The sequence below is a fragment of the Erythrobacter sp. W36 genome, from assembly GCF_057364935.1.
Window position 1 is genome coordinate 3,265,125 of record NZ_CP200281.1, and the last position, 19,954, is coordinate 3,285,078.

23 protein-coding genes and 1 tRNA gene are annotated in these 19,954 nt (G+C 59.5%); 4 read left to right on the forward strand and 20 right to left on the reverse strand.

Annotated elements, in window-relative coordinates:
- Positions 1–33: 33 nt before the first annotated feature.
- From AC0V6U_RS16115 to AC0V6U_RS16210, 20 genes are all read right to left on the reverse strand, one after another.
- Positions 34–540, reverse strand: coding sequence for a c-type cytochrome (locus AC0V6U_RS16115; RefSeq protein ID WP_472644138.1), 507 nt, complete (start codon positions 538–540; stop codon positions 34–36).
- A 333-nt stretch (positions 541–873) separates the two neighbouring features.
- Positions 874–1,677 carry a hypothetical protein gene (locus tag AC0V6U_RS16120; protein ID WP_472644139.1) on the reverse strand — a complete coding sequence of 268 codons (804 nt, stop codon included), beginning with the start codon at positions 1,675–1,677 and terminating at the stop codon, positions 874–876.
- Positions 1,678–1,688: 11 nt separating this feature from the next.
- Positions 1,689–2,564, reverse strand: coding sequence for a hypothetical protein (locus tag AC0V6U_RS16125; RefSeq protein ID WP_472644140.1), 876 nt, complete (start codon positions 2,562–2,564; stop codon positions 1,689–1,691).
- Positions 2,507–2,842, reverse strand: coding sequence for a hypothetical protein (locus tag AC0V6U_RS16130; RefSeq protein WP_472644141.1), 336 nt, complete (start codon positions 2,840–2,842; stop codon positions 2,507–2,509). The genes AC0V6U_RS16125 and AC0V6U_RS16130 overlap by 58 nt, the downstream gene beginning before the upstream one ends.
- 47 nt (positions 2,843–2,889) lie before the next feature.
- Positions 2,890–3,411 (reverse strand): LuxR C-terminal-related transcriptional regulator, encoded by a 522-nt coding sequence (locus AC0V6U_RS16135; RefSeq protein WP_472644142.1) that lies wholly within the window; start codon positions 3,409–3,411, stop codon positions 2,890–2,892.
- 203 nt (positions 3,412–3,614) lie between these two features.
- The gene (locus AC0V6U_RS16140; protein ID WP_472644143.1) at positions 3,615–4,991 is read right to left on the reverse strand and encodes a transporter family protein; all 1,377 of its coding nucleotides are present in this window, start codon (positions 4,989–4,991) and stop codon (positions 3,615–3,617) included.
- A gap of 49 nt (positions 4,992–5,040) precedes the next feature.
- Complete coding sequence (locus AC0V6U_RS16145) at positions 5,041–5,634, reverse strand: peptidoglycan-binding domain-containing protein (RefSeq protein WP_472644144.1); 594 nt, start codon at positions 5,632–5,634, stop codon at positions 5,041–5,043.
- A 28-nt stretch (positions 5,635–5,662) separates the two neighbouring features.
- A complete protein-coding gene (locus AC0V6U_RS16150; RefSeq protein ID WP_472644145.1) occupies positions 5,663–6,514 on the reverse strand; it encodes a hypothetical protein in 852 nt (283 codons plus the stop codon).
- A gap of 28 nt (positions 6,515–6,542) precedes the next feature.
- The gene (locus tag AC0V6U_RS16155) at positions 6,543–7,274 is read right to left on the reverse strand and encodes a C39 family peptidase (protein ID WP_486169525.1); all 732 of its coding nucleotides are present in this window, start codon (positions 7,272–7,274) and stop codon (positions 6,543–6,545) included.
- Between the two features lie 143 nt (positions 7,275–7,417).
- On the reverse strand, positions 7,418–8,455 hold the full coding sequence (locus AC0V6U_RS16160; protein WP_472644147.1) for a hypothetical protein: 1,038 nt from the start codon (positions 8,453–8,455) through the stop codon (positions 7,418–7,420).
- Positions 8,456–8,478: 23 nt separating this feature from the next.
- Positions 8,479–9,090: a hypothetical protein gene (locus AC0V6U_RS16165; RefSeq protein WP_472644148.1), complete on the reverse strand. Its 612-nt coding sequence runs from the start codon at positions 9,088–9,090 to the stop codon at positions 8,479–8,481.
- Positions 9,087–9,587, reverse strand: a complete 501-nt coding sequence (locus tag AC0V6U_RS16170; RefSeq protein ID WP_472644149.1) for a hypothetical protein — start codon at positions 9,585–9,587, stop codon at positions 9,087–9,089. The genes AC0V6U_RS16165 and AC0V6U_RS16170 overlap by 4 nt, the downstream gene beginning before the upstream one ends.
- Positions 9,588–9,911: 324 nt before the next feature.
- On the reverse strand, positions 9,912–10,562 hold the full coding sequence (locus tag AC0V6U_RS16175; protein ID WP_472644150.1) for a helix-turn-helix transcriptional regulator: 651 nt from the start codon (positions 10,560–10,562) through the stop codon (positions 9,912–9,914).
- Between the two features lie 399 nt (positions 10,563–10,961).
- Complete coding sequence (locus tag AC0V6U_RS16180) at positions 10,962–12,302, reverse strand: tetratricopeptide repeat protein (protein ID WP_472644151.1); 1,341 nt, start codon at positions 12,300–12,302, stop codon at positions 10,962–10,964.
- Between the two features lie 99 nt (positions 12,303–12,401).
- Positions 12,402–13,106, reverse strand: a complete 705-nt coding sequence (locus AC0V6U_RS16185; protein WP_472644152.1) for a DUF4331 family protein — start codon at positions 13,104–13,106, stop codon at positions 12,402–12,404.
- Positions 13,106–13,777 carry a DUF4331 family protein gene (locus tag AC0V6U_RS16190; protein WP_472644153.1) on the reverse strand — a complete coding sequence of 224 codons (672 nt, stop codon included), beginning with the start codon at positions 13,775–13,777 and terminating at the stop codon, positions 13,106–13,108. Before AC0V6U_RS16190 ends, AC0V6U_RS16185 begins: the two co-directional genes overlap by 1 nt.
- A gap of 199 nt (positions 13,778–13,976) precedes the next feature.
- Entirely contained in the window at positions 13,977–14,765 is a 789-nt protein-coding gene (locus tag AC0V6U_RS16195; protein WP_472644154.1) for an anti-sigma factor, read from the reverse strand.
- Complete coding sequence (locus AC0V6U_RS16200; RefSeq protein WP_472644155.1) at positions 14,758–15,324, reverse strand: sigma-70 family RNA polymerase sigma factor; 567 nt, start codon at positions 15,322–15,324, stop codon at positions 14,758–14,760. The genes AC0V6U_RS16195 and AC0V6U_RS16200 overlap by 8 nt, the downstream gene beginning before the upstream one ends.
- 179 nt (positions 15,325–15,503) lie before the next feature.
- Positions 15,504–15,590 (reverse strand) — tRNA-Leu (locus AC0V6U_RS16205).
- A gap of 118 nt (positions 15,591–15,708) precedes the next feature.
- Positions 15,709–16,791 (reverse strand): zinc-ribbon domain-containing protein, encoded by a 1,083-nt coding sequence (locus tag AC0V6U_RS16210; RefSeq protein ID WP_486169526.1) that lies wholly within the window; start codon positions 16,789–16,791, stop codon positions 15,709–15,711.
- 73 nt (positions 16,792–16,864) lie between these two features.
- On the opposite strand from AC0V6U_RS16210, the gene ftsE reads away from it, so the two are divergent.
- The 4 genes from ftsE to AC0V6U_RS16230 are packed head-to-tail and all read left to right on the forward strand — an operon-like array spanning position 16,865 to position 19,789.
- Entirely contained in the window at positions 16,865–17,599 is a 735-nt protein-coding gene (ftsE, locus tag AC0V6U_RS16215; RefSeq protein ID WP_472644157.1) for a cell division ATP-binding protein FtsE, read from the forward strand.
- Positions 17,596–18,540, forward strand: coding sequence for a cell division protein FtsX (locus AC0V6U_RS16220; protein WP_472644158.1), 945 nt, complete (start codon positions 17,596–17,598; stop codon positions 18,538–18,540). Before ftsE ends, AC0V6U_RS16220 begins: the two co-directional genes overlap by 4 nt.
- On the forward strand, positions 18,537–19,082 hold the full coding sequence (locus tag AC0V6U_RS16225) for a YdcF family protein (RefSeq protein ID WP_472644159.1): 546 nt from the start codon (positions 18,537–18,539) through the stop codon (positions 19,080–19,082). The genes AC0V6U_RS16220 and AC0V6U_RS16225 overlap by 4 nt, the downstream gene beginning before the upstream one ends.
- 11 nt (positions 19,083–19,093) lie before the next feature.
- Positions 19,094–19,789: a lysophospholipid acyltransferase family protein gene (locus AC0V6U_RS16230; protein WP_472644160.1), complete on the forward strand. Its 696-nt coding sequence runs from the start codon at positions 19,094–19,096 to the stop codon at positions 19,787–19,789.
- The last annotated feature ends 165 nt before the right edge of the window (positions 19,790–19,954 follow it).

The following is a 19,954-nucleotide window of genomic DNA, read 5'->3' on the forward strand; positions in this document are numbered from 1 at the left end:
CGCTAACCGCGCCGCTCAGCCAGAGCGCCTTACTCAGTCCTTATCGAGGCGGAAGTTGTCGTGGCAGGCTTTGCACGATCCGCCCATGTTCTTCACGCCTTCACCCACTGCGGCGATTTCGCCCGTGCCAGCGGCGGCTGCCAAGGCCGCGCTGGTGTCGACCAGCTTCTGCGCAGCGGCAGCGAACTCTTCAGGCTTCTCCCAAATGCTTTCCAGCGCTTCAGTATCTGCGCCCGAATCCACGCCGGTCCCCTCCGGGAAGTGGTCTGGGATCTTTTGCGCATTGGTGTTGATCGTGTTTGCGCTCGCTTCGATCACGCTGAAGTCTGGCGCTTCGGCTTCGAGTTGTCCGCGGATCGCTTTGAACGCGTCGCCAATTTCCTCAAAGTTGTTCTGCCGAACCTCGATGATCGAGGCGTCTTCGCTGGCGACTTCGACCGCCTCAGGCGCCGCTGCATCGTCAGCGGTCTCGCCGCAGGCGGCCAATGCGCCGATCATTGCGAAGGCCAAAACAGGGCGGGAAAGACGGTGGGACAACATAGAGCGGCTCCTTTTGCGAGGGTATGACGGCAAGGCCTCTATCACGTTTGTGGCTGAAATGCCTCGGTAATTTTGCACGGACTTTGAGCGGGGCGTTTGGGGCTTGGAACACAGATGCGATTTGCGAAAGTGTGACTTTTGAGATTTCATATTTAAGTACAGAGGCTTAAGTGCCATCAACCTGTAGGAAGTGTGACTTTTGGCGGTCAGCCGTTCCAAGCTCAAAACAAGGCGCCAAGATTGGTGTTTCGGGCAGGCCAGCATGGCTGCTGAAATACCAAAGTGCAGCCGCGTAGGAAAATCTATGCTGGCTACGCCGCGCCTTACGAACGCTTAAGCCAGTCTAGTTTCAGCCGCAGCGGCGGATTGCGGCATGGGCACGCCGAATTTCCATTTGTCGCGAAATGCTTTGGTCTCGGCCAAATGCCGCGCTGTTTCGCGCTGGTGCAGCCATAACCCGCCAGCGATTGAGGCAAGACCCATGACCGACAGAGCTGTCACTGTGCCGAGGGCGATTTCCGGAGTTTCGGGTATTACCAAAGCGCTGATGCAATAGCAGATCAGCAGCAAACCACAGGATGCGATCGGCGCTCCGATCCAACTGCGCGAAAACGCCATCCTATGCTCGTCGATATATTGCTTGGATGGCGCTCGCCATAATTCCCGCCACAACTCAAAATCAGCCCAGGGCAGGTCTTCCCCTGATTTCTTGAGCCTGCGTTGATGGAATAATGTGCCCATGATTAAGAGCAACAACACCAGGCCTGTGGGAACAACCTTCATCGTTGCGTAAGCTAAAGCGATAATATCATCTTCGACTTGTCTCGCAAAATGCGCTGAAAGGCTGATCAACTGCAGGCCAGCGGCAAACAATGGCCAGATCCTTCTTGCAGTTAACGCGATTGCTCCGAACCCTACAAACAAAATCGAGTCGCCGAGCAATGCTACTGGGTCTACTTCCCAGAACCGATTTGACACAGAGCCATAGGCGATACTCTGGATGAATATCATCCAAACCATAAAAAAGGCGCCGGATTTCTCCGGCGCCCCGCCTCGCCAGAATGACAACACGGCAGCCAAAGCTAGAATACTGAAAAACAGTACAACGCTCGGCTCGTTGAAATCTGGCAATGCCAAGTCTTATCTCGCTATTTTGGATGGTTGCGCTGGTTTTTCAGCCGCATGGCGGATTGCGGCATTGGTACGCCGAATTTCCATTTGTCGCGAAATGCTTTGGTCTCAGCCAAGTGTCGCGCTGTTTCGCGCTGGTGCAGCCATAACCCGCCAGCGATTGAGGCAAGACCCATGACCGACAGAGCGGTCACCGTGCCGAGCGCGATTTCTGGGGTTTCGGGTATCACCAAAGCGCTGATGCAATAGCAGATCAGCAGCAAACCACAGGATGCGACCGGCGCTCCGATCCAACTGCGCGAAAACGCCATCCTATGCTCGTCGATATATTGCTTGGATGGGGCTCGCCACAATTCTCGCCACAGCTCAAAATCAGCCCAGGGTAGGTCCTCGCCTGATTTCTTGAGCCGTCTTTGGTGAAACAATGTGCCAAAAATTATGAGCAGCAACGCTACTCCAGAGGGTACCGCTGACATGGTTGTGTAAGCCAAGGCAACCACGTCGTCTTCCACTTGGCGTGCAAAATGAGCTGATAGGCTGATCAGATACAGCCCAGCGGCAAACAAAGGCCAAATTCTCTTTGCGTTGAGCGCGATAGCTCCAAAGGCAACAAAGCCTATTGCGTCGGCTAACAGGCCGACTGCATCTACTTCCCAGAACTTAGGGGCTACGGAAGCGTAAGCTATACTCTGCACCAGGAACGTAGCGGCCACGAAACTGGCCCCAGCTCTTTCAGGGGCGCCGCCGCGAAAGGCTGCCAGACCCAGCGCGCCCAACCAAATGCTGTAGTACAGCAAGATGCCGGGTTCGCTGAAGTCTGGCAGTGACAAGGGTTTTAGCTCGCGATCTTTAGCAATTGTGCTGGTGTTGAAGCCGACGCGCGGTCTGGGCATTCCCAAGGCCCGTTCGTCTCTTTGATAATCTTATCCATCGCGGCGTGCGCCAATGCAAGGCTCTTGCGCGCCTCGGCGACACTGCGCATCGCATCGGTGAGATGGCCGATCGGGCGCTGGCCGTCGATGACATCGACGTCCATCTCGATCCGGGCTTTGGTCGCGAGGCTCAGCAGTTCGCCAATTTGGCCCAGATTGGTGTCAGTATCGGCCGCCAGCAGGTGATTGAGTTCGCTGATTTGATTGGCGAGTTCGTGATCTTGTGCGGTCATTTTCATAATATTCTCCATGCGCACCAACGTGCATTAAGGGGTTGCAGGCATGGTTAGAGAATATCGCCCATTGTTACGCTGATTGCGGTGACAATCAGGGCTGTTGCGGCGATTGTGAAGGCGATTGTGAAGATCACCAAAAACCGCCACCAAGGGCCGTATTTTCCATCCAATACCTCAAGGCGCGAGGGCGGAAAATCGAGCGATGAATAGTCATCAGCAGCCTTATTCGGCCGCGCCGCTCGATCGTCTTGAACCGCGTCTTGAGACTGGAATTGGTCAAGTTCAGGCTCTGGATCGAGATGGGAAAAACCATATGCGGTTTTGCCGCATATGGTGCGCAGGCGAACATATTCGCGGATCGTTGATGCGCGGTCAGAGGTTTCGAGCTTTGCCTTCACATATTGAAAGCGTTGCTCGATCGTGCTGGGCGATAGGCCGAGTTTGCGGGCGATTTCTTTATTGGGCAAATGGGCGGCGGCATGCTCCATCACCTCTGTCTGACGGTCCGTCAAACTGGCGAGCAAGTCGGCTGCGTGTTGCCGCTGAATAGTCTGGGGATCTGAATTTTTCACGTATCATGGTTAACGGAATCGCCCGATTCGGGCAAAAGCGCTGCGCCATAGACACGTCCAGAATTGATCGGTTTTGACCATCAGTCAGCGCAAAGTGTTTGTTTTCGCTCGGTCAAGCGAGCTTTGACATGCCGCCATAATGGTCATTTCTACTTAGTGGGAAGCTAAGACATTTGCGTCCTCCGGCTTGCTTTGGGCAGTTTTCAGAAACGGTATGGCAGGCGCAGACCGACCACCATGTCGGGGCTGTCATCAGTTAGGCCAATCCCGACGGTTGAAACCAGCGAGAGCTGCTGTCCCAGTGAGAACGTGGCACCCAAATTGACCAGCGCGACATTGGCCTGGCTGCCGACGATCCGCTGCCAGTCCTGGCCATCCAGCCGCACGCGGGACCGCCCAACGACACGCTGCGAATAGGACATTGAAATGCTTGAGCGGTCATTGAGCGCAAAGGCCAAGCCCGCCCCCAATTGCACGGCATCGCCGACATCGACCCGGCCCGGCTGCGGACCAGGGCTCTCGTCAATATCGCCAAAGTTGCGCTCAAAATTGCGGAAGTAATTCACGCTGCCGAACACGACCAGCGGATCAAGCGATTTGAGCACGGAGACGCCGAGCGATGCCCCATAGACGCCGCTACCTGTGGCGAGTTTCTCAGGCACTTGCAGATTGCCCTCACTGCCGACGACTTCGACAAAATCGATCCCGAACGGTTCTTGCCCGGTCGGCACTTTGACCCGGCCGCTCAGCACGACATTCGGGCGGCGCAAAGTCTCGGCGAGCAATTGATAGCTCGCCCCGACGCTCATATCGCCGAGCCCGCCATCGCTCACGGTCGCCTCAACCGGCGTGTTGGCCGCGCCGCCTGCCCCGCCGCTGCGGAAGGTTGATGTGCGGTAGAGGAAGGGCGCGCTGGCATCGAGGAACAGCTTGTCATTCACACCATAGCGAAGTGTCGCCTCGCTGGTGAAAATGTCAGCGTCCACTTCATCAATGCTGATCGTGCCGAGGAAGATTGCATCCAATGCCAGGAAGCCATCGAGGTTGATCCGGGCATCGCTGAAGCGGGAGTAGCCTACCGATAGATCGGCGCCCCAGCGGCTGGTTTGGAGGCCCTGTTGTTCCTGAACGATATCTTCAACTGCGGCAGAGGCATCGGGCGCTTTTTGAACGCTTTCTTCCTCTGGCTGATCGCCCAGTCCGGGATCTTGGGCTGCGTCTTCCGCTTGCTGTATCTGCACCAGCCTCGCCTCGCCTTCGCGGCTGAGGGTTGGATAGGCGCCGCGCAAATTATCCAGCGACGGGTTGAGCGTCATCGGCCGAGCTTGAGCTGGCACAGCGCGGCCTCTGATGGTCAGCGCTTCGCCGGGTGAAATGGGCTCTGCCTCGATGCGCAGCAGCCTGGCTTCTAGCGCCTGCAAACGGGCATTGGCGCGCGCCTCTCGCTGTTCCATTTCAGCAACTTGCGCGCGCAATTGCTCAACCTCGGTCTCGAGGTCCTGCGCCGATGCCGAGAACGGCAGCGTGAGCGCGGCTGCACTGCTCGCGATCAAGGCGGCTCGTATATATGTGCGGTCCATGACTTTCGTCCCCTTACCTGACGACCCGTCTGGTTAAGCTCATCCGCGGTTACGGATTGAGCAGCGTCCAAAGCGTGGCCGGATCGGGCACGCCGGTTTCAAAAAGATCACTCTGTTTCTGGAATGCGAGCAGCGCATCGCGCATTTGCGGCGAGTAGCTGCCGTTTTCCTCGCCCTCATACAGCCCGCGTGAACGCAAGGCGGCCTGAGTGCGGCGCAGGATGGTTTTGTAGACAAAAGCGCGGTTCTCGCCCGCGCCAACCTCAACCATTGGCGAATAGTCGGCAACGCGCACTGGGCGCAGGGCCGAGACCATTTTTTGCGCCACGCCGACGATCGTGTCCTCGGGATTTTCGCTGCAGTGCTTCTCTAAGATCAGGTCAAACGCCGCCGCATTGTGCCACGGTGACAGATCAAAGGTGTTGGGCTCATAGCGGTTGGCCGCGCTGAGATAGCCCTCGACAAAGCCGATGAGGCGCTGGAATTCCGCCGAGCCCTTGTCACTGCGCGCATCGGTGAAGGCGGCGCAGGAAAGCCTGCCCGGTCCTTCGACCGCGAATTGCCCGCTGGCGTTTTCTGCCTGAGCGGAGGCGGATGCCGCAAACACAGCCGCCGCTAGCGTGATGAGAGAGAGATTTTTCATGGCCTTACCACCTTTGAAAATTGCTGCTTTAAAAACCGTGGCCGCGCATCACGGACAGGGCCTCTGTCGCGCGCACGGCGTTGAATTCAGTCGATCCGATGTCCGTTCCGATGATGATCGCGGCGGTGTTGCCGACCAGATTGCCATCGCTGTTGATCGTGGTCTGCTGCAGCATCCGGCCAAGATCACCGCCGACGCTTTGCAGCGCGCTGTCGCTGCCGCCATTGCCCGACAGAGCGAGCGCTAGCTCATTGGTGCCGACACGGAATTCCAGCGTGTCACCATCGGCAAAGGACGTGCCGGTTGTCTCAGTGATCGGGGTGAGGCCATCGGTATTGAGCGCGGCAATGTCTGACGACGGGACCAGAGCGATCTGCATGCCATTGATCGCGGAATTGTCTGCGCCTGCGATGATGTTCGCTTGCGCTGCGCCCTGCGTGCTGCCGAGCTCTCCCACGGGCAGCACTTCTTGCGCTGTGATGACCGGGGTGTAGCCGGAATGGCTGTCGGTCACATCCATCGCTGGGTCGCCCTCGCGGGTCCAACCCACCAGCAATTGCGGAACCGGATCGCCGCCGCTGCCATTGTCCAGAAAGCTGATATTGAACATCAACCGCGCGGTCGTGGTGATCCCGCTTTCATCCTGCCAGCTGGTGACCATGGAAATGCCAAAGAACGACACTTCGCCTGGCCGGATGAACTTGCCGCGCACCTCGCCCAGCTCCTCATCATCCACCGGCGCGCCAAGATCGCTGAGCGCGGCAAAGTGATCCTTCGCGGCTGCTGGAGCAGAGCCCGCGGCGTAGACGAGGGAGAGGGAGAGCGCCGCTGCTGTGACACTCGATTTTAGAGCCGTTTGTCTGGTTGTTGGCGTGCGCATGGCATCCTCCTTGGGGGCCGTAGGGGGGTTAAAAATCATATCCGGGTGAAAAGCCGTATTCGGCGGCTTCGGTCGCGGGCAGGCTGGCGGTCGTCATCAGCAGACGCCGCGCAGACAAAGGTGAGGGCGGGTCGACCAGAACGCTGTCCGGGTCATAGCCTTCGCCCACGACGACAAACGCAATGCCGTTCCACGCGCTTTCGAATTTGTCGCGGGTCATGGTGCGATTGCCGAGGGCCGGGTCACCGATCGCGATCCTGTCTCCGAAGACCTTGCGAGCGATGACGAAATGTTTGTAGCCGCGCACATCAATCAGGACGATGGCGGGAAATTCCAGGCTGGCGAGCTGATCATAGCTGATCCGGTAGCCTTCTGCGCTCATACCGAGAGACGTCGCATAGGTCTTCATATCGAGCAGCGAAAAACCCTTTTGCCGGACGATGTCAGGATCCGCGATCTTGAGCATGTTGACCAGGACCTGCCGCTCGGTCGTGCTGTGCCCATAGGCATAGTTGAAAATCGTCGCGAGCACCGCTGCGCCGCAGCTAAAGTCGGCTTCTTGCCGCACGAGATGATCGAATTTCTGCGCTTTCCAGCTGCGCGGCTGCGCGCTGATCACGGGGGAACCTGGGGAGATCTGGCCGAGCCAGACCGGGGTCTTTCCAGCCGGAGCGGTGCTGCAGGCAGAGAGTATCGCCGCGCACACGCCAGCCAACGCTAGGCAGCGTATTTTTGACCGGAAGAGTGAATTCTGAGACATTGTAAACCTGCTCCATGCTTCGGGCAGAGGGCTCCCCTCGCTTTTGCGAGCGGGGGACCTTCCCCAAGCCGTTTGCGCGGCTGGGGAAGGTGGGGGAGGGGAGAAGGTAAGGTCTCCTCTCCCCCGCCCGCGCGGGCAATTGATCAGCTGCCGTCGCCAGGAGCGCCGCCGCCGCCGGCGTCACCGCCGCCTTGCGATGCTGCGATCGTCAGCGAGTTGGTTTGCTGGTTGCCGACACCAGCGGCGAAGTTCACGCCGATGTTGCCTGAGGCACCGCTGATATCGAGACCAGAGATCGAGTTGATGCTGTCTTGCTGCTCAACCCGGCTGAGCAGAGCGGTTTGAACCAGACCAGCATTGGCCTCTGCCAGATCGGCATCGTTTGCGGTGGCCAGCGTCATCAGGTTGGATTGCTGATTGAGGCTGCCTGCCGCCACGTTGACGCCGATATTGCCTGATCCCGTAATCGTCGCACCAAGAATGGTGTTGCGATCGCGGAAGTTGTTGCGGCCGCCGCCTGCTTCGGGATCATCCTCGTCGAGGAAGTCTTCAGAGGCGAACTGTGCCACACCGATCAGTGATTGCAGTCCGGTGGTGGACGCTTCCGCCCAGCCGCCTGATGCTTCAGGATCGCTGTTTGCCGACACAGAAATCGACGCGCTGTTCATTTGCTGGTTGAAATAACCAGCCGCCAGGTTGACCCCGATGTTACCCGAGGAATCGACGTTGAACTCATCAACCGTGTTGATGATCGGTGCGAAGAAACCAGCGCGAATTTGCGGCTGCAAATCACCATCGAGGAAGCCGCCTGGCAGATCGCCTGGCTCACTATAGCCGGGCCCATAGACAGCGTCGACAAAGCCGTTTTCGCCGTTGAGCTCGTTTTCCTCGCGGTAGTTTACCACTACACCGGTGAGGAATTGCTTCGCATCAGTGACCGCAACAGCTGAGCTGTCGACGTCGATGGTTCCCCGGAGACGAACGGCACCGCGAAGGGCGACGTCTTTCTCATAGGTGACATCGGTGGTCACACTGGTGTCGATGTTGTTCGCATAGCGAAGATCAACTTCAAGGCTGGATTCGCCGTCTTGGCCTCCAACTTCGCCGCCGTCTTGTGCCATGGCGGGGGCAGTTACGGCCAAAGCCGAAACCGCCACCGTAGCTAGCATTACCTTTTTCATAGTCCTTACTCCATTGCTTCGGTTCAAGGTTTGCCCCCGGCCGAGATGTTCAGCGCGAAGGTGTTGGCAGAGGAATTCCTCTCGCCTCCGACAACATTCACCTGCACAAGCCCGCTGTTCCCAGCGAATGCGGCGTCATCGATATCGATGCGATCATTGCTGGTAGTGAGGGCTTGGGCTGGTGAACCCGCCGGATCTGTGGGAGCGCTCGACTGGGCGAGCATCTGGTCAGAGACCACTCCATTGTTTCCTAAAGCCAGTGCCGCCAAATTGGCTGACTGGTTGTGTGTGCCAGCGGTGAGATTGAGGCTCACCATGCCGGTGTTGTTAGAAAGCGCGCCTGCGCCGATCGTGATCGAGGTGGCGCGGTCAGCGCCGCTGGGCGCGTCCATCAATTGCTCGGCGCTGTGGCCGGTGATCGCGATGTCACCCATGGCGACGATGGCGCTGCCCAATTGCTGGTTGCCATCGCCAGCAACAATATTCACCGCCACGCGTCCGCCATTGTCGCTGAGCGTGTCCGCTGCGATCTCGATGCTGTCTTGCTCTGCCTCGGCCTCTTGCGCCGAGAGCGGCGCCGCCAGAACGGGCAGCAGCAATGCGGCGCTGCTAAGAAGGAGGTGCGCGGTTTTCATTGTCCGCTCCCCGCTGTGCGAGAGATTACGCTGAGCGCAGATGGCAGGACGCTGAGGCCGCTCCTGACAATGCCGCCAGTGGAACTCGCGCCGCTTTCAGAGCGGGTGAAATCGCCAGAGCTTTGCGGCCCTGTGACAGGGGTTAGTCCGATGCTGACCGCTTGGTTCGCCACATTCAGGGTGCGGGAGAGTGGGGCTGTGACACCAGCTTGGTCAGCATCGGACATCGGCTCTAGGCCGATAAGCATTGTTTCGAGGATGAGTTTGGATTGATCAGGTGCAACCGTGCTGGCCTGACCTTGGGAAATGCGCCGGGTCGCCGTGCCATATGGCACATCGCGAGAGTAGACGATCTCGCCAGGGTGCTGATCTTTATTGGAAGGAAACTCGCCTTCCTGCGCGGCGGCAGGGACGGCGGTGATCGCCAAAAGGCTGGCACCAGCTGCTAGAATATTAGCGCGGGCCGCAAAGTTTGGCAGTGTTTGTAGAATATACATGTCGCCTATCCCTGTTCAATACAGTGGTTCATCAAGGCATACGCGGCATGTTTGCCGTCAAACCAAGACGAAGGAGCGATTGCTCCAGACGACCCGTTCATCGAATATGATTGAGGTTATAAGCCGATTCGTTTTCGGCCGCATCACACAGGTTTAGTAGTCAAATGTGACTATGGAAATTTGTAGAAAGACGACACGTTTCAATATATTACTGTATGATTGCGAAATCATGACCGCCAAGCACTTTGGAGGTCAGTTTTTAGTCATACTAGAATGTCAGGCATGGTGGGGCTCTGCGGCTCATCCGATCGAGGGCGACCGCCCCTAAATCTGGTAGGGCGCGAGTGTCTGCCACAATTCTTCGCGCGAGCTTACGCCCAGTTTGTCATAGCAATGACGCAGGTGCGCGCGCACGGTGTGGACCGAGATATTCAGCTCTTCGCTGATCTTTGACGGGCCGTGGCCGCCCAGCAGCAGCTCGACCACATGGGCCTCGCTTGGGGTTAGACCAAATGCCTTGGTCAGATCGACAAGCTCAGCGCCCTGGCCTGGGCTGGCGATGTGCAGGCTGAACAGGATGGTGTCTTGGCAAAGGCCGGTGGCGGACAGCAAAACATGGCCGCCCACGGTGCTGCATGGCACGATGGCGCTGTCGACCGCGCCTGTTTCCAGCTTCAGCATACGCTCCAGCGGCTCTTTGGCGTCGGTCTTATTGGCGACCAGCTGGCCGTCTCTGATCGAATAGCAGCACAGCTCCGCGATCCGCGACTTGGCCCGTTCGCCAATGGCGAGTATCGCGCCGGACCGGTCGAGCATGACATGGGTGCGTTTGTTGAGCCGTTCCTGGGCGGAAAGGATCGCATCGGTGCCGTGCATGGCTGCGCCAATCGCAGGCAAGCTGGCTGGCGGCGGAACGACGCGGCTAAGCGTGTGCCCCCCGTTTATCAGCCCTTGCGTGTCAATTTGCTTCATCATCTGGCATTGCCCCTCTGTGGCTAAGCACCAGCCGACCTCACGCGCACCTTACCTCACGCATTGTCTTCCAAAAATTGCCCATGCAGCCAGAATCGCAACACGCCTTACCGCATGCCGAAACCTGACCCGATGGTTTTGTTTTTATCTAATTGCCCTGCCCTAAAGGTTCAGGGATGGTAGCTTGCTTGCGCCCAAAGCTACGTGCGCTGATGCGACATCAGAACACCCATAAAGACTGCGCCTGTTTTGAATTGCAGTCAATGCAACTCACCTTGCATTTATGGCCGTTCGTCGCAGATTTTGGGGGTTGAGAGCACTTTTCTGATTAACAATAATGTTAATAGGCAGCGCCGATTTTGCCGGGAATCACGATATGGAAGAGGGGTATATGCCGCCGCTCTAATGGCTGCCGAAGGCAAGCATATCGGCCTCGGCGGTCATGGCTTTTGGATTGCGATTGAGTGCAAGGTCCTCATATTTCTCGCTCTCCGCCGCATTGCCCAGCATCGCGTGAGCCTCGGCAAGCGCGGCGTATTGTTCGACCGATTGCCAGCCAGAGGCCTCAACCTGCTCCAAGATGGTCAGCGCCTCGGCGGCATCGCCATTGGCGATATGGGCGCGGGCCAGAGCGATCTTCGCATCGCCAAATGGCCTTGCGCGGTCATTCGCTTTGGCCAGCTCCAGCGCAAGCGCACCATTCCCATCAGTGATCGCCAAGTCGAGCCCGTGATCATAATAAGCCTCGGGCAGAGCTTTCATGCGCTCCTCAAACAGGCTTGCGGCTTTTGCGCGCCATGTTTTCGCGCTCGTATCCTCGCCTTCAAACTCCAGAACGCTGGCCAGCGCCATCATCACATCGGGGTTCTCATTGTCCTGAAGAATGGCGCGGTACATCTGTTTGGCGCGTTTGCGTTTCCCCGTCGCGGCCAGCATTTGCGCCTGATGGGCTTGGGCCAGCCAATAGCCGGGGAACAGCTCATCGGCGCGCTCGAAATAGGCCGCCGCCTCGTCCCAATTGCCGCGTTGGAGTTCCAGCGCTCCAATTTGCAAGTGATAGGCGGCGAGCAATTCGGGCGTGGTCTGCCGCCCACTCAGCGCGCCTTTCTTATAGAGCGCAATCGCCGTGTCGAACTCACCCAGATATTTGTGCCAGGTGGCGAGGCGAAAGGTCGAGTTGGGGCTGGGGTCGAGCGCGTAGGCCTGATTGTACTGCGCCAGCGCCGCATCATAATCGCCGGAATAGAACGCGACATCGCCCGCCTGCGCCAGCATTTCTGCGCGCTCTGCGGTGCCTTGTTTCACCGCGAACTTTCCATAGGCCTCGATCTGCTCAAGTGCTGCGGGATAGCGGTGCAGGCTGAGGTTTATGGTGCTTGCCGCGATAGCTGGCCCGCCGCCCTCCGGCGCGAGATTAAGCCCGGTATCGATCCATTGCCGCGCGGCGTTCATATCCGCGAATGACCCGGTCAATTGCGCTTTGATGAGATGGCCCAGGGCCAGCCCTTCATAGCCCAGCCATTGCTGCGGCGCGCGGGCGATCCGCTCATTCGCCAAGGTGAGATCGCGCTCCACCTGTTCGAGCGCCTCGCCGTAATTGGCCGGGCCATAGGCTGGCTGCAAAGAGGCGGACAAAAGGGTTTCTGGCGCTTCGGATGCGGGCCTAAGCAGGAACGCGAGCCCCGCAAACAGGCCGGTCATCAACAGCAAAAGCACGGGCAGTTTCAAGAATTGCGAACGCATGTGCGGCCCCTTTCATCAAAGCCAATCGAAAAAAGAAGGGGCAGAATGATAGGCATAGGTGGACGCCTCATTCTGCCCCAACCGATCATCACTGAGCGATCAGGTGGACGGCGCGGCGCAAGGCGTAAGGCCAAGGCCGGTCAGATCGTCTGCCAGAGCTTCAGTGAGGCCGGTTAACTGCGCCGACAATTCGGGGACGAAATCGCCGTTCGCATCATCGACCGGGCTGGCGTCATTATAGGTGTCCTTTAGGTCCGTTCCGATCAGCGCGGTGGCAACCGCTGGCATGCCCATACGGTCCACCCTCACGAAATCGGTTATCGGCGAATTGTCGAAGGTGAAGTTCGTTCCGCCCCCGGCGGTGATCGGCGGGCTGCCTTGCGGACCGGCGAGATAGGGGAAGCCCGCTGCGAAGGGCAGGTCATTTGCGGGCGGGTTCACCGGCACCTGCGCCAAAGTGGCCGGTCCATTCACCGCCAGATCGAGAAAGATTACCGCCAAGGTCACATCGATCACCGGGTCTTCGAGGCGGCGGCCATTGGGAAAGCCGGACGGTGCATCAAGGTTGATGGTCAGCGTGTCCGGCACAACCGCCTGCGCCACAGTCACGCCGGTTCCGGGCACCATTTGGTCGAGGCAGGGGCCCACATCAAAGGCGACCGGATCGGGGGTTGGCGAAGGCATAGGCGGCGGCATCATCACCGGCGGCGGTGCATCCGCCTCATCGTTACCGCAGGCGGCGAGCGCCAATGCGGCGGCGGCCAGTGAGATTTTCGAGGCGGCGTTTAGAGCTGATTTGATCATTACAATTGCCCTCCCAGACGATTGGTGGCGGACCAGACATCGATCAGATTGGTGCCATTGGCGATCCGATCGCGCGGGATTTCGATGACGACCGCCGTCAGGTTCTGACCGGCGAAGAAATCGCGGTCGCTTTGGAAGCTGAGCGTTCCGGTGCTCAAGGTGTCGCGAAACCCCTGAAGGTCGAAGAAGAAGGGATCGTCGAATAACCCTGCGCGCACGCGCACGCCGCCTTGCACAATGTCGGTTTCAACCGCGCCGATCAGATCACCAGTGACACCGGGCAGGCCGCGAACCCGCACTCCAAAGGCGGCATCACTGGCAGAGGCTCCCTCGCCAAACTGAATCTCAATCGGAATATTCGTGATGGTTCGGGGCGCGGCGTTGGAGACATTGATCTGATACCGCACCGCGGGGTCATAGACGGCGGGTTGGTCGGTCGCTTGCGGCCCGGCGAAGGTCAGGATGAAGACCACGTTCTGGTCATCGTGAAAGGCAAAGACATCGGCAATGTCAGCCGGAGCATCAGGCGTTGCGTCGGCAGAGGGGCTGGTTCTGGCTGGCGGGTCGAGGTGGTCTGCCGCCTCGCCGCCTTGCTCGGCCAGCTGATAGGCTGCGGGCAGAGCCAATATGGCGGCCCCCGCGGCTAGATATTTTTCGTTCGGCAATCTCATCTGCTTTCCCTCCAATCGCACCGGCCATGAGGCGGCCAATTCTTGAGAGGATCAGGTTCCAGCCAATGGCCCTGCGCGCAGGCAGCCGAAATCCAACTCTCGCACCGCCTACGAGGGGTTTTTGAGAAAGGTTGCCTTTGGGGCGCAAAATTTTTGAGCGAAGGTTGGGTGCGTGCTTGTCTGCAATCGGCGCACAGGGTTAAATCGTCAGCAGAGTTCCCACTGCGATAATCGGCGGAGTTGGCGCCTGATGCGGCGCATTGGCCGGATCTTCCATCGTCACAGCAATCGTCGCGCCGTCGATCAGGAATGGGGCCAGCGCCTCGCTAAGCGTTAGGTTCGCGCTGCCGTCGCCTTGCGCTGTGCCCAGCGATCGGGGCGCGCCATCCGCGGGGATCACCCATAGCTCAGGCGCGAGCGTTTCATCTTCAAGGCCGATGGCCCGCACTTCCAGAGTGTCCGCTCCCTCGCGCCAATTGATCAGCACAAACTGGCCCTCTTCCGGTCCAGTCAGCTGCGCGACGAATTGCCGCGTTGCAATGTCATCATCGCCGCCTTGCGCGATGATCTCACGGGGCTCGCTGCCGGTTTGGCCAAGCATATCAAACGCCAGATATCCGGCCAGCAGAGCGGCAAAAAATGACGCCGCGAGCGCCAAGCGCCGCCAAGTGCTGGCCTGATTGTCATTGGTAGGCTGGCTGCTGTCCACTGCATCTGAGGCCGCATGAGGCGTATCGCCCATGCCGCCATCAAGCCGATCAATCGCCTCATTGACCCGCTGCTTGAGACGGGACGGAGGTGTCTCGCCGGGAACGGCCGAGGCCAGAGCGCCAAAGCGGCGGCTCCACACCTGCACCTGGGCTGCGAAGTCTGGATCGGACAATTGCAGCCGCTTTGCCTGCGCCAGCTCGTCGCCTTCCAGCAGGCCAAAGGCCAGCTCTATGGCCAGCACCTGACGGTCTTCTGGCATGTTTGGAGTATCAGTCATTTTCCAAACACTTTCTGAGATTGATCAGGCCCCGGCGCACCCGGCTTTTGACGGTGTTGAGCGGCGCGCCAATGCGCAGCGCCAATTGCTGATAAGTGCTGCCGCTGAAGAATGCCCCAAGGATAAGCGATTTCTGATCCATGCCCAATTTCTGGATGCAATGGATGATGCGCTCATTCTGCTGCGCAGTGTCCATCACCTCATCTGCCAAGGCCGCTGGATCGGCTGCATGTTCCAGCGCTTGATCGCTCGCGGTTTCGCCTTTCCTTTGCTTGCGGTACCAATCAATCGCGGCATTGCGCGCGATTGTGCCCATCCAGGCCAGCGGACTGCCAAGCTCAGCGGAGAACTGATCGGCGCGCTGCCAGATTTTCACAAAGCTCTCTTGCGTGACATCTTCGGCGGCTTCGGAATTGCCACAAATGCGCATGCAAATGCCAAACAGCTTGCGCGAGCTGGCATCGTACAGCGCATTAAACGCCGCGCGATCACCGCCCGCCACCTTATGCAAGAGCTCGGCAATCTCCTGATGGGGCAGCTGGTCTGGCTGGTCGTTCACAAAGGCCCTCGCATGTATCCTACACTATAGAATTAGCGCGGGTACGCTAGTGGCGAGAAAAAGGTTGCCTGTCTGGTGCTGCGTTTCGAGATTTCGCGCGTTGAGAGGGGTACACGTAAAGGCGCGCGGCGGCGTATTCGCCGGGCATCGATAGCCTAAGCTTGGAAATTAGGACTGTATGGTGCGGTCGAGAAGACTCGAACTTCCACGGGCGTTAGCCCACAACGACCTCAACGTTGCGCGTCTACCAGTTCCGCCACGACCGCACACAGTCAGTAGGGGTAGGCAGCGCCTCGCCCCTCGGTAGGAGCGCGCCCCTAGCAAGGGGTATCGGTCACGGCAAGCACTTTGCTGTGTCGCGGCAAAATTGCATCGAAATTGCGCTTAGTTTGGCGCCCAGCCGATTTCTGCAAAGCGGGCGGTGGCGGGCACATCGGTGATCGCCTCGGTCACGGTCATGGTCTCGCCCGGGGCCAGCTGTGACTGCGGCGGGGCGACGTTCCAATCGAATACAATCCGCTCTCGCTCATCGCGCAGAACGATGCGCAGTGAGGGCACGTCAACCGTCTCGCGCCCCGTATTGGTGATGGTGCCGCGCGCGCGGAAAATCTCTGTGCCGCTCGGCAGGGTCTCGGTGCGCTGCTCTGCTGCGGGGAAATCCAGTTCAAGATCGGATTGGCCAATCCCGAAGACGGGCCGGTTAAACGGCGCCCAATCGGGCATGCCGTAATAATTTACCGCCGCGATGGTCCCAGCGGCTAGCAGTGCGAAGATTGCCGCTGCTGCGGTCCACATTTTGAGCGGGTTGCGCCGCGCGGTGAAGGGTGGGCGGTAATCAAAACGCGAGCCTTCGTCGCTGTCATAGTCTTCCGCATCAGCGGTCTCGTCGGCAACCTCGCTGTCATAGCTGCTCTCGCTGTAGGAGGCGGCCGGACCGATATCGGCATTGGCGCTTTCTTCAGCGAAGTCTTCGGCGGGTTCGCTGGCCGGTGCCTGATCTTCAGTCTCGGGCTGTTGGCTGAGCGGTGTGCGGTCTTGATGAATGGCCGAAGCGGCTGAGGCTGCCGCTGCGCTGACAGCGTCTGTTGCGGCAGCGGGGCGGTCGCTAGTGCGCCAATGATTGATCGAAGGCTCGCTGGGCGCTTCTTCCGCATCTGCCTCAGGTTCTGGAGCAGGCGGTGGTGGGGCCGGGGGCGGCGAAGGAGGCGGTGCCGGCTCGGCAACCGGCTCTGGCGCGGCGACTTCATTCTGCGGCGGCAAATCGAACACCGCCTCTTGAAACCAGCTGTGCTTGCACTTCGCGCAGCGCACAGTCCGCCCGTCATCGCCAATGGCGTTGTCCGGGACAACATAGCGTGTGTTGCAGGCGGGGCAGGCTATAATCATGGTTAGTATGGCAATACGCGCCCGTAAGTTGCGCACAAGTGCATCGGGGCCTTTGGGCCGCAAATGTTGGCTTTTTTCCACATTGATGCGCTTGTTTCGCGCGCGGAGCACTATGGGCTTTTCCCCTCGGCGGGCATGGGATAGGGGCATGGCCATGAACGAGCGCGCAGGCGATACGGTGAATTTCGACAATGTCGGGCTGCGCTATGGCACCGAGCCTGAGGTGCTGAGCGATCTCAGTTTCACGCTATTCCCTGGCAGTTTTTACTTTCTCACCGGGGCCAGCGGGGCGGGGAAGACCAGCCTACTAAAACTGCTCTACCTTGCTCAGCGTCCATCACGCGGCGGCATTCGCATGTTTGGCAAAGACATGATCACCCTGCCGCGGGAGCAATTGCCGAACTATCGCAGGCGGCTGGGCGTGGTGTTTCAGGACTTTCGCCTCGTAAAGCACTTAACTGCTTTTGATAATGTCGCATTGCCCCTGAGGCTGGCCGGTGTGCCGGAAAGCGAGCTGCAAAAGCCGGTCGATGATATGCTCGATTGGGTTGGGCTGTCGCACAGGGTAAAGGCTCGCCCGGCGACGATGTCCGGCGGGGAGCAGCAACGCGTTGCCATTGCGCGCGCGGTGATTGGGCGACCCGATATGCTGATCGCTGATGAGCCAACTGGCAATGTGGACCCGGAAATGGCGCTCAAGCTGCTGCGACTGTTCGAGGCGCTGAACCGATTGGGCACCACAGTCGTGGTCGCCACGCACGATGTGCACTTGCTTAAAAAAGTGCCAGAATCGCTCATTATGCGGCTCAATAAGGGGCGCCTCACCGATCCAACTGGCGCGCTGAAATTCCCGCCGCGCAGCACCGGACCGATGGGGGCTGGGCAATGAGCACACCTCCATTTGCAGCAGAACTGGCCGACAGCACGCCAGCCAAGGCGCCAGGGCCGCTGAAGGGAAGCGCCGCTGCGCTATTGGTCCCGCAGGCGCGGCTGTCTGGGCCGATCCCGTGGGTGATTGCGATTATGATTGCTCTGGTCGTAATTGCGGCAGCTGGCGGGCTGGCCTTGAACAATCTCACGGGCAATGCTCGCGCTGAATTGTCGGGCGCGGTTACGATCCAGATTACTGAGGCGAATGAAACGCTGCGGAAACAAAAGGCGGCGACAGCGGCTGAAGTGCTGACCGCTCAAGACATCGTGGCGAGCCTCAGGGTGGTGCCAGAAGAAGAGCTGGATGAGATGCTGCGCCCCTGGCTGGGCGATGGTGCAGGCAGCCAGGATTTGCCGATCCCAGCGCTGATCGATGTGCAATTGAGCAGCGCCAGCGGGCCAGCAGAAATCGCGCGGCTTCAGGCGGCGCTCGATGCCGAAGTCCCGGGCGCACGCGTGGATGCGCAATCAGAGTGGTTGCAGCCGGTCTATTCAGCGCTGTCATCGCTGCAATATCTGGCGCTGGCCCTGATCGCCTTGCTGACCTTTGCCTGCGCCGCAGCGGTCTGGCTGGCGGCTCGCAGCGCCTTTTCCAACCACCGTGAAACGGTTGAAATCATGCACCTGCTGGGCGGGACCGATGCTCAGATCACACGGATATTTCAGCGCTCGGTCGTGCGCGATGCGGCCTTTGGCGGGCTGGTCGGGTTGGGGCTCGGCGCGGGCGCGGTCTGGCTGCTCGGGCGGCAATTTGCCGCTTTGGACAGCGGGATGGTCGCGGGCGGCGTTTTGGGCATGAGCGATTGGATCATCATCGCGCTGATCCCGCTTGCGGGCGTTGCATTGGCGCTGGTGACCGGACGTTACACCATCCTGATGGCCTTGCGGAGGATGCTGTGATCAAACGCATTCTTTCCGCGATCTTCCTGTTTTGGGCGATCGGGTTTTTGGCCTTTGCTACAACCCTGCCTCAACCATCACCGGTGTCCGGCGATACGGCTGCCAAGACCGATGCGGTGATCGTGCCGACAGGCGGCGCAGGGCGGATCGCCCGCGGGCTGGAAGTGCTCGACAGCGGTGCGGCGGAAAAGATGCTGGTTAGCGGGGTCGACCGGGAGGTGAAACCAGCAGAATTCGCCGCCGAGTTTACCGTTGATGACGCGCGCATGGAATGCTGCGTCACGCTTGGCTTTGCTGCCGTTGATACGCGCAGCAATGCCTCGGAAACGGCGCAGTGGGTCAAAACCAACGAGATCAAATCTCTGCGGCTGGTCACGACTGATTGGCACATGCGGCGCGCAGCTGGCGAATTGTCACGCAAGCTGCCCGATGGCGTCGTCGTGGTCCGCGATGCGGTGACCTCCAACCCCAGCCTTTCCAGCCTGTTTCTTGAATATCACAAGCTGCTGGCGAGCTGGGCGGCGGGCGTGGTCAATCTCTAAAGAGCGTGGCGATGTTTAGGAGCCTTATTAGCGCATTACGCAGCATGGTGTTCTATCCCGTGTTCTACGGGGTCAGCGCGATGCTGGTCGTGGCCGCTGTTCTGGCGCTGACTTTCCGGCAAGAGGCCCTGCGCGGCATTGTGCGGCGCTGGACCGATTGGCACCGCTGGTGTTTGCGCGTGATTGTTGGGATCACGGTTGAAGTCGAGGGCGAGCTTGCGACCGGACCCGTGCTCTATGTGATCAAGCATGAGAGCTTCTTTGAGGCGATTGACACACCCACATTGCTGCGCTGGCCTGCTGTGTTCACGAAGCGGGAGCTGTTCGACATTCCCGGCTGGGGCCGGGCGGCGAAAATCTATGGCCTCATCCCGGTTTCCCGCGACGGCGGAGCCAGCGCTCTGCGCAAAATGCTAAGCGCGGCCAAGGGAATGGTGGCGGAGGGACGCCCGCTCGTGATTTTTCCAGAGGGGACACGCGTGCCGCACGGCGAAAGCCCACCAATGCGCGCTGGATTTGCGGGGATATATAAGCTGGTCAAATTGCCGGTGGTGCCTGTCGCCGTGAACAGCGGGCCGCTCTATCACGGCTGGATCAAGCGCTCTGGCGTGATCACTTACAAGGTGGGTGAGATGGTCCCGCCCGGCCTACCGCGTGAAGAGGCGGAGCAGCGGGTCCATGCAGCGATGAATGCGCTTAATCTTTAGGGCCTCAAGCGCCGGCTGTTCACATCCGTTCACTTGGCTTTCCTCGCTCACGCGATCGAAGATCGCATCGCTCCGGGCGGGCACAGGGCCCCCTTCGGCTGGCTGGACAAGCCAGCCGCTCAGGACAGGCTTGCGACGCCTGCGGCGCCGAAGAATCGCCGGTCA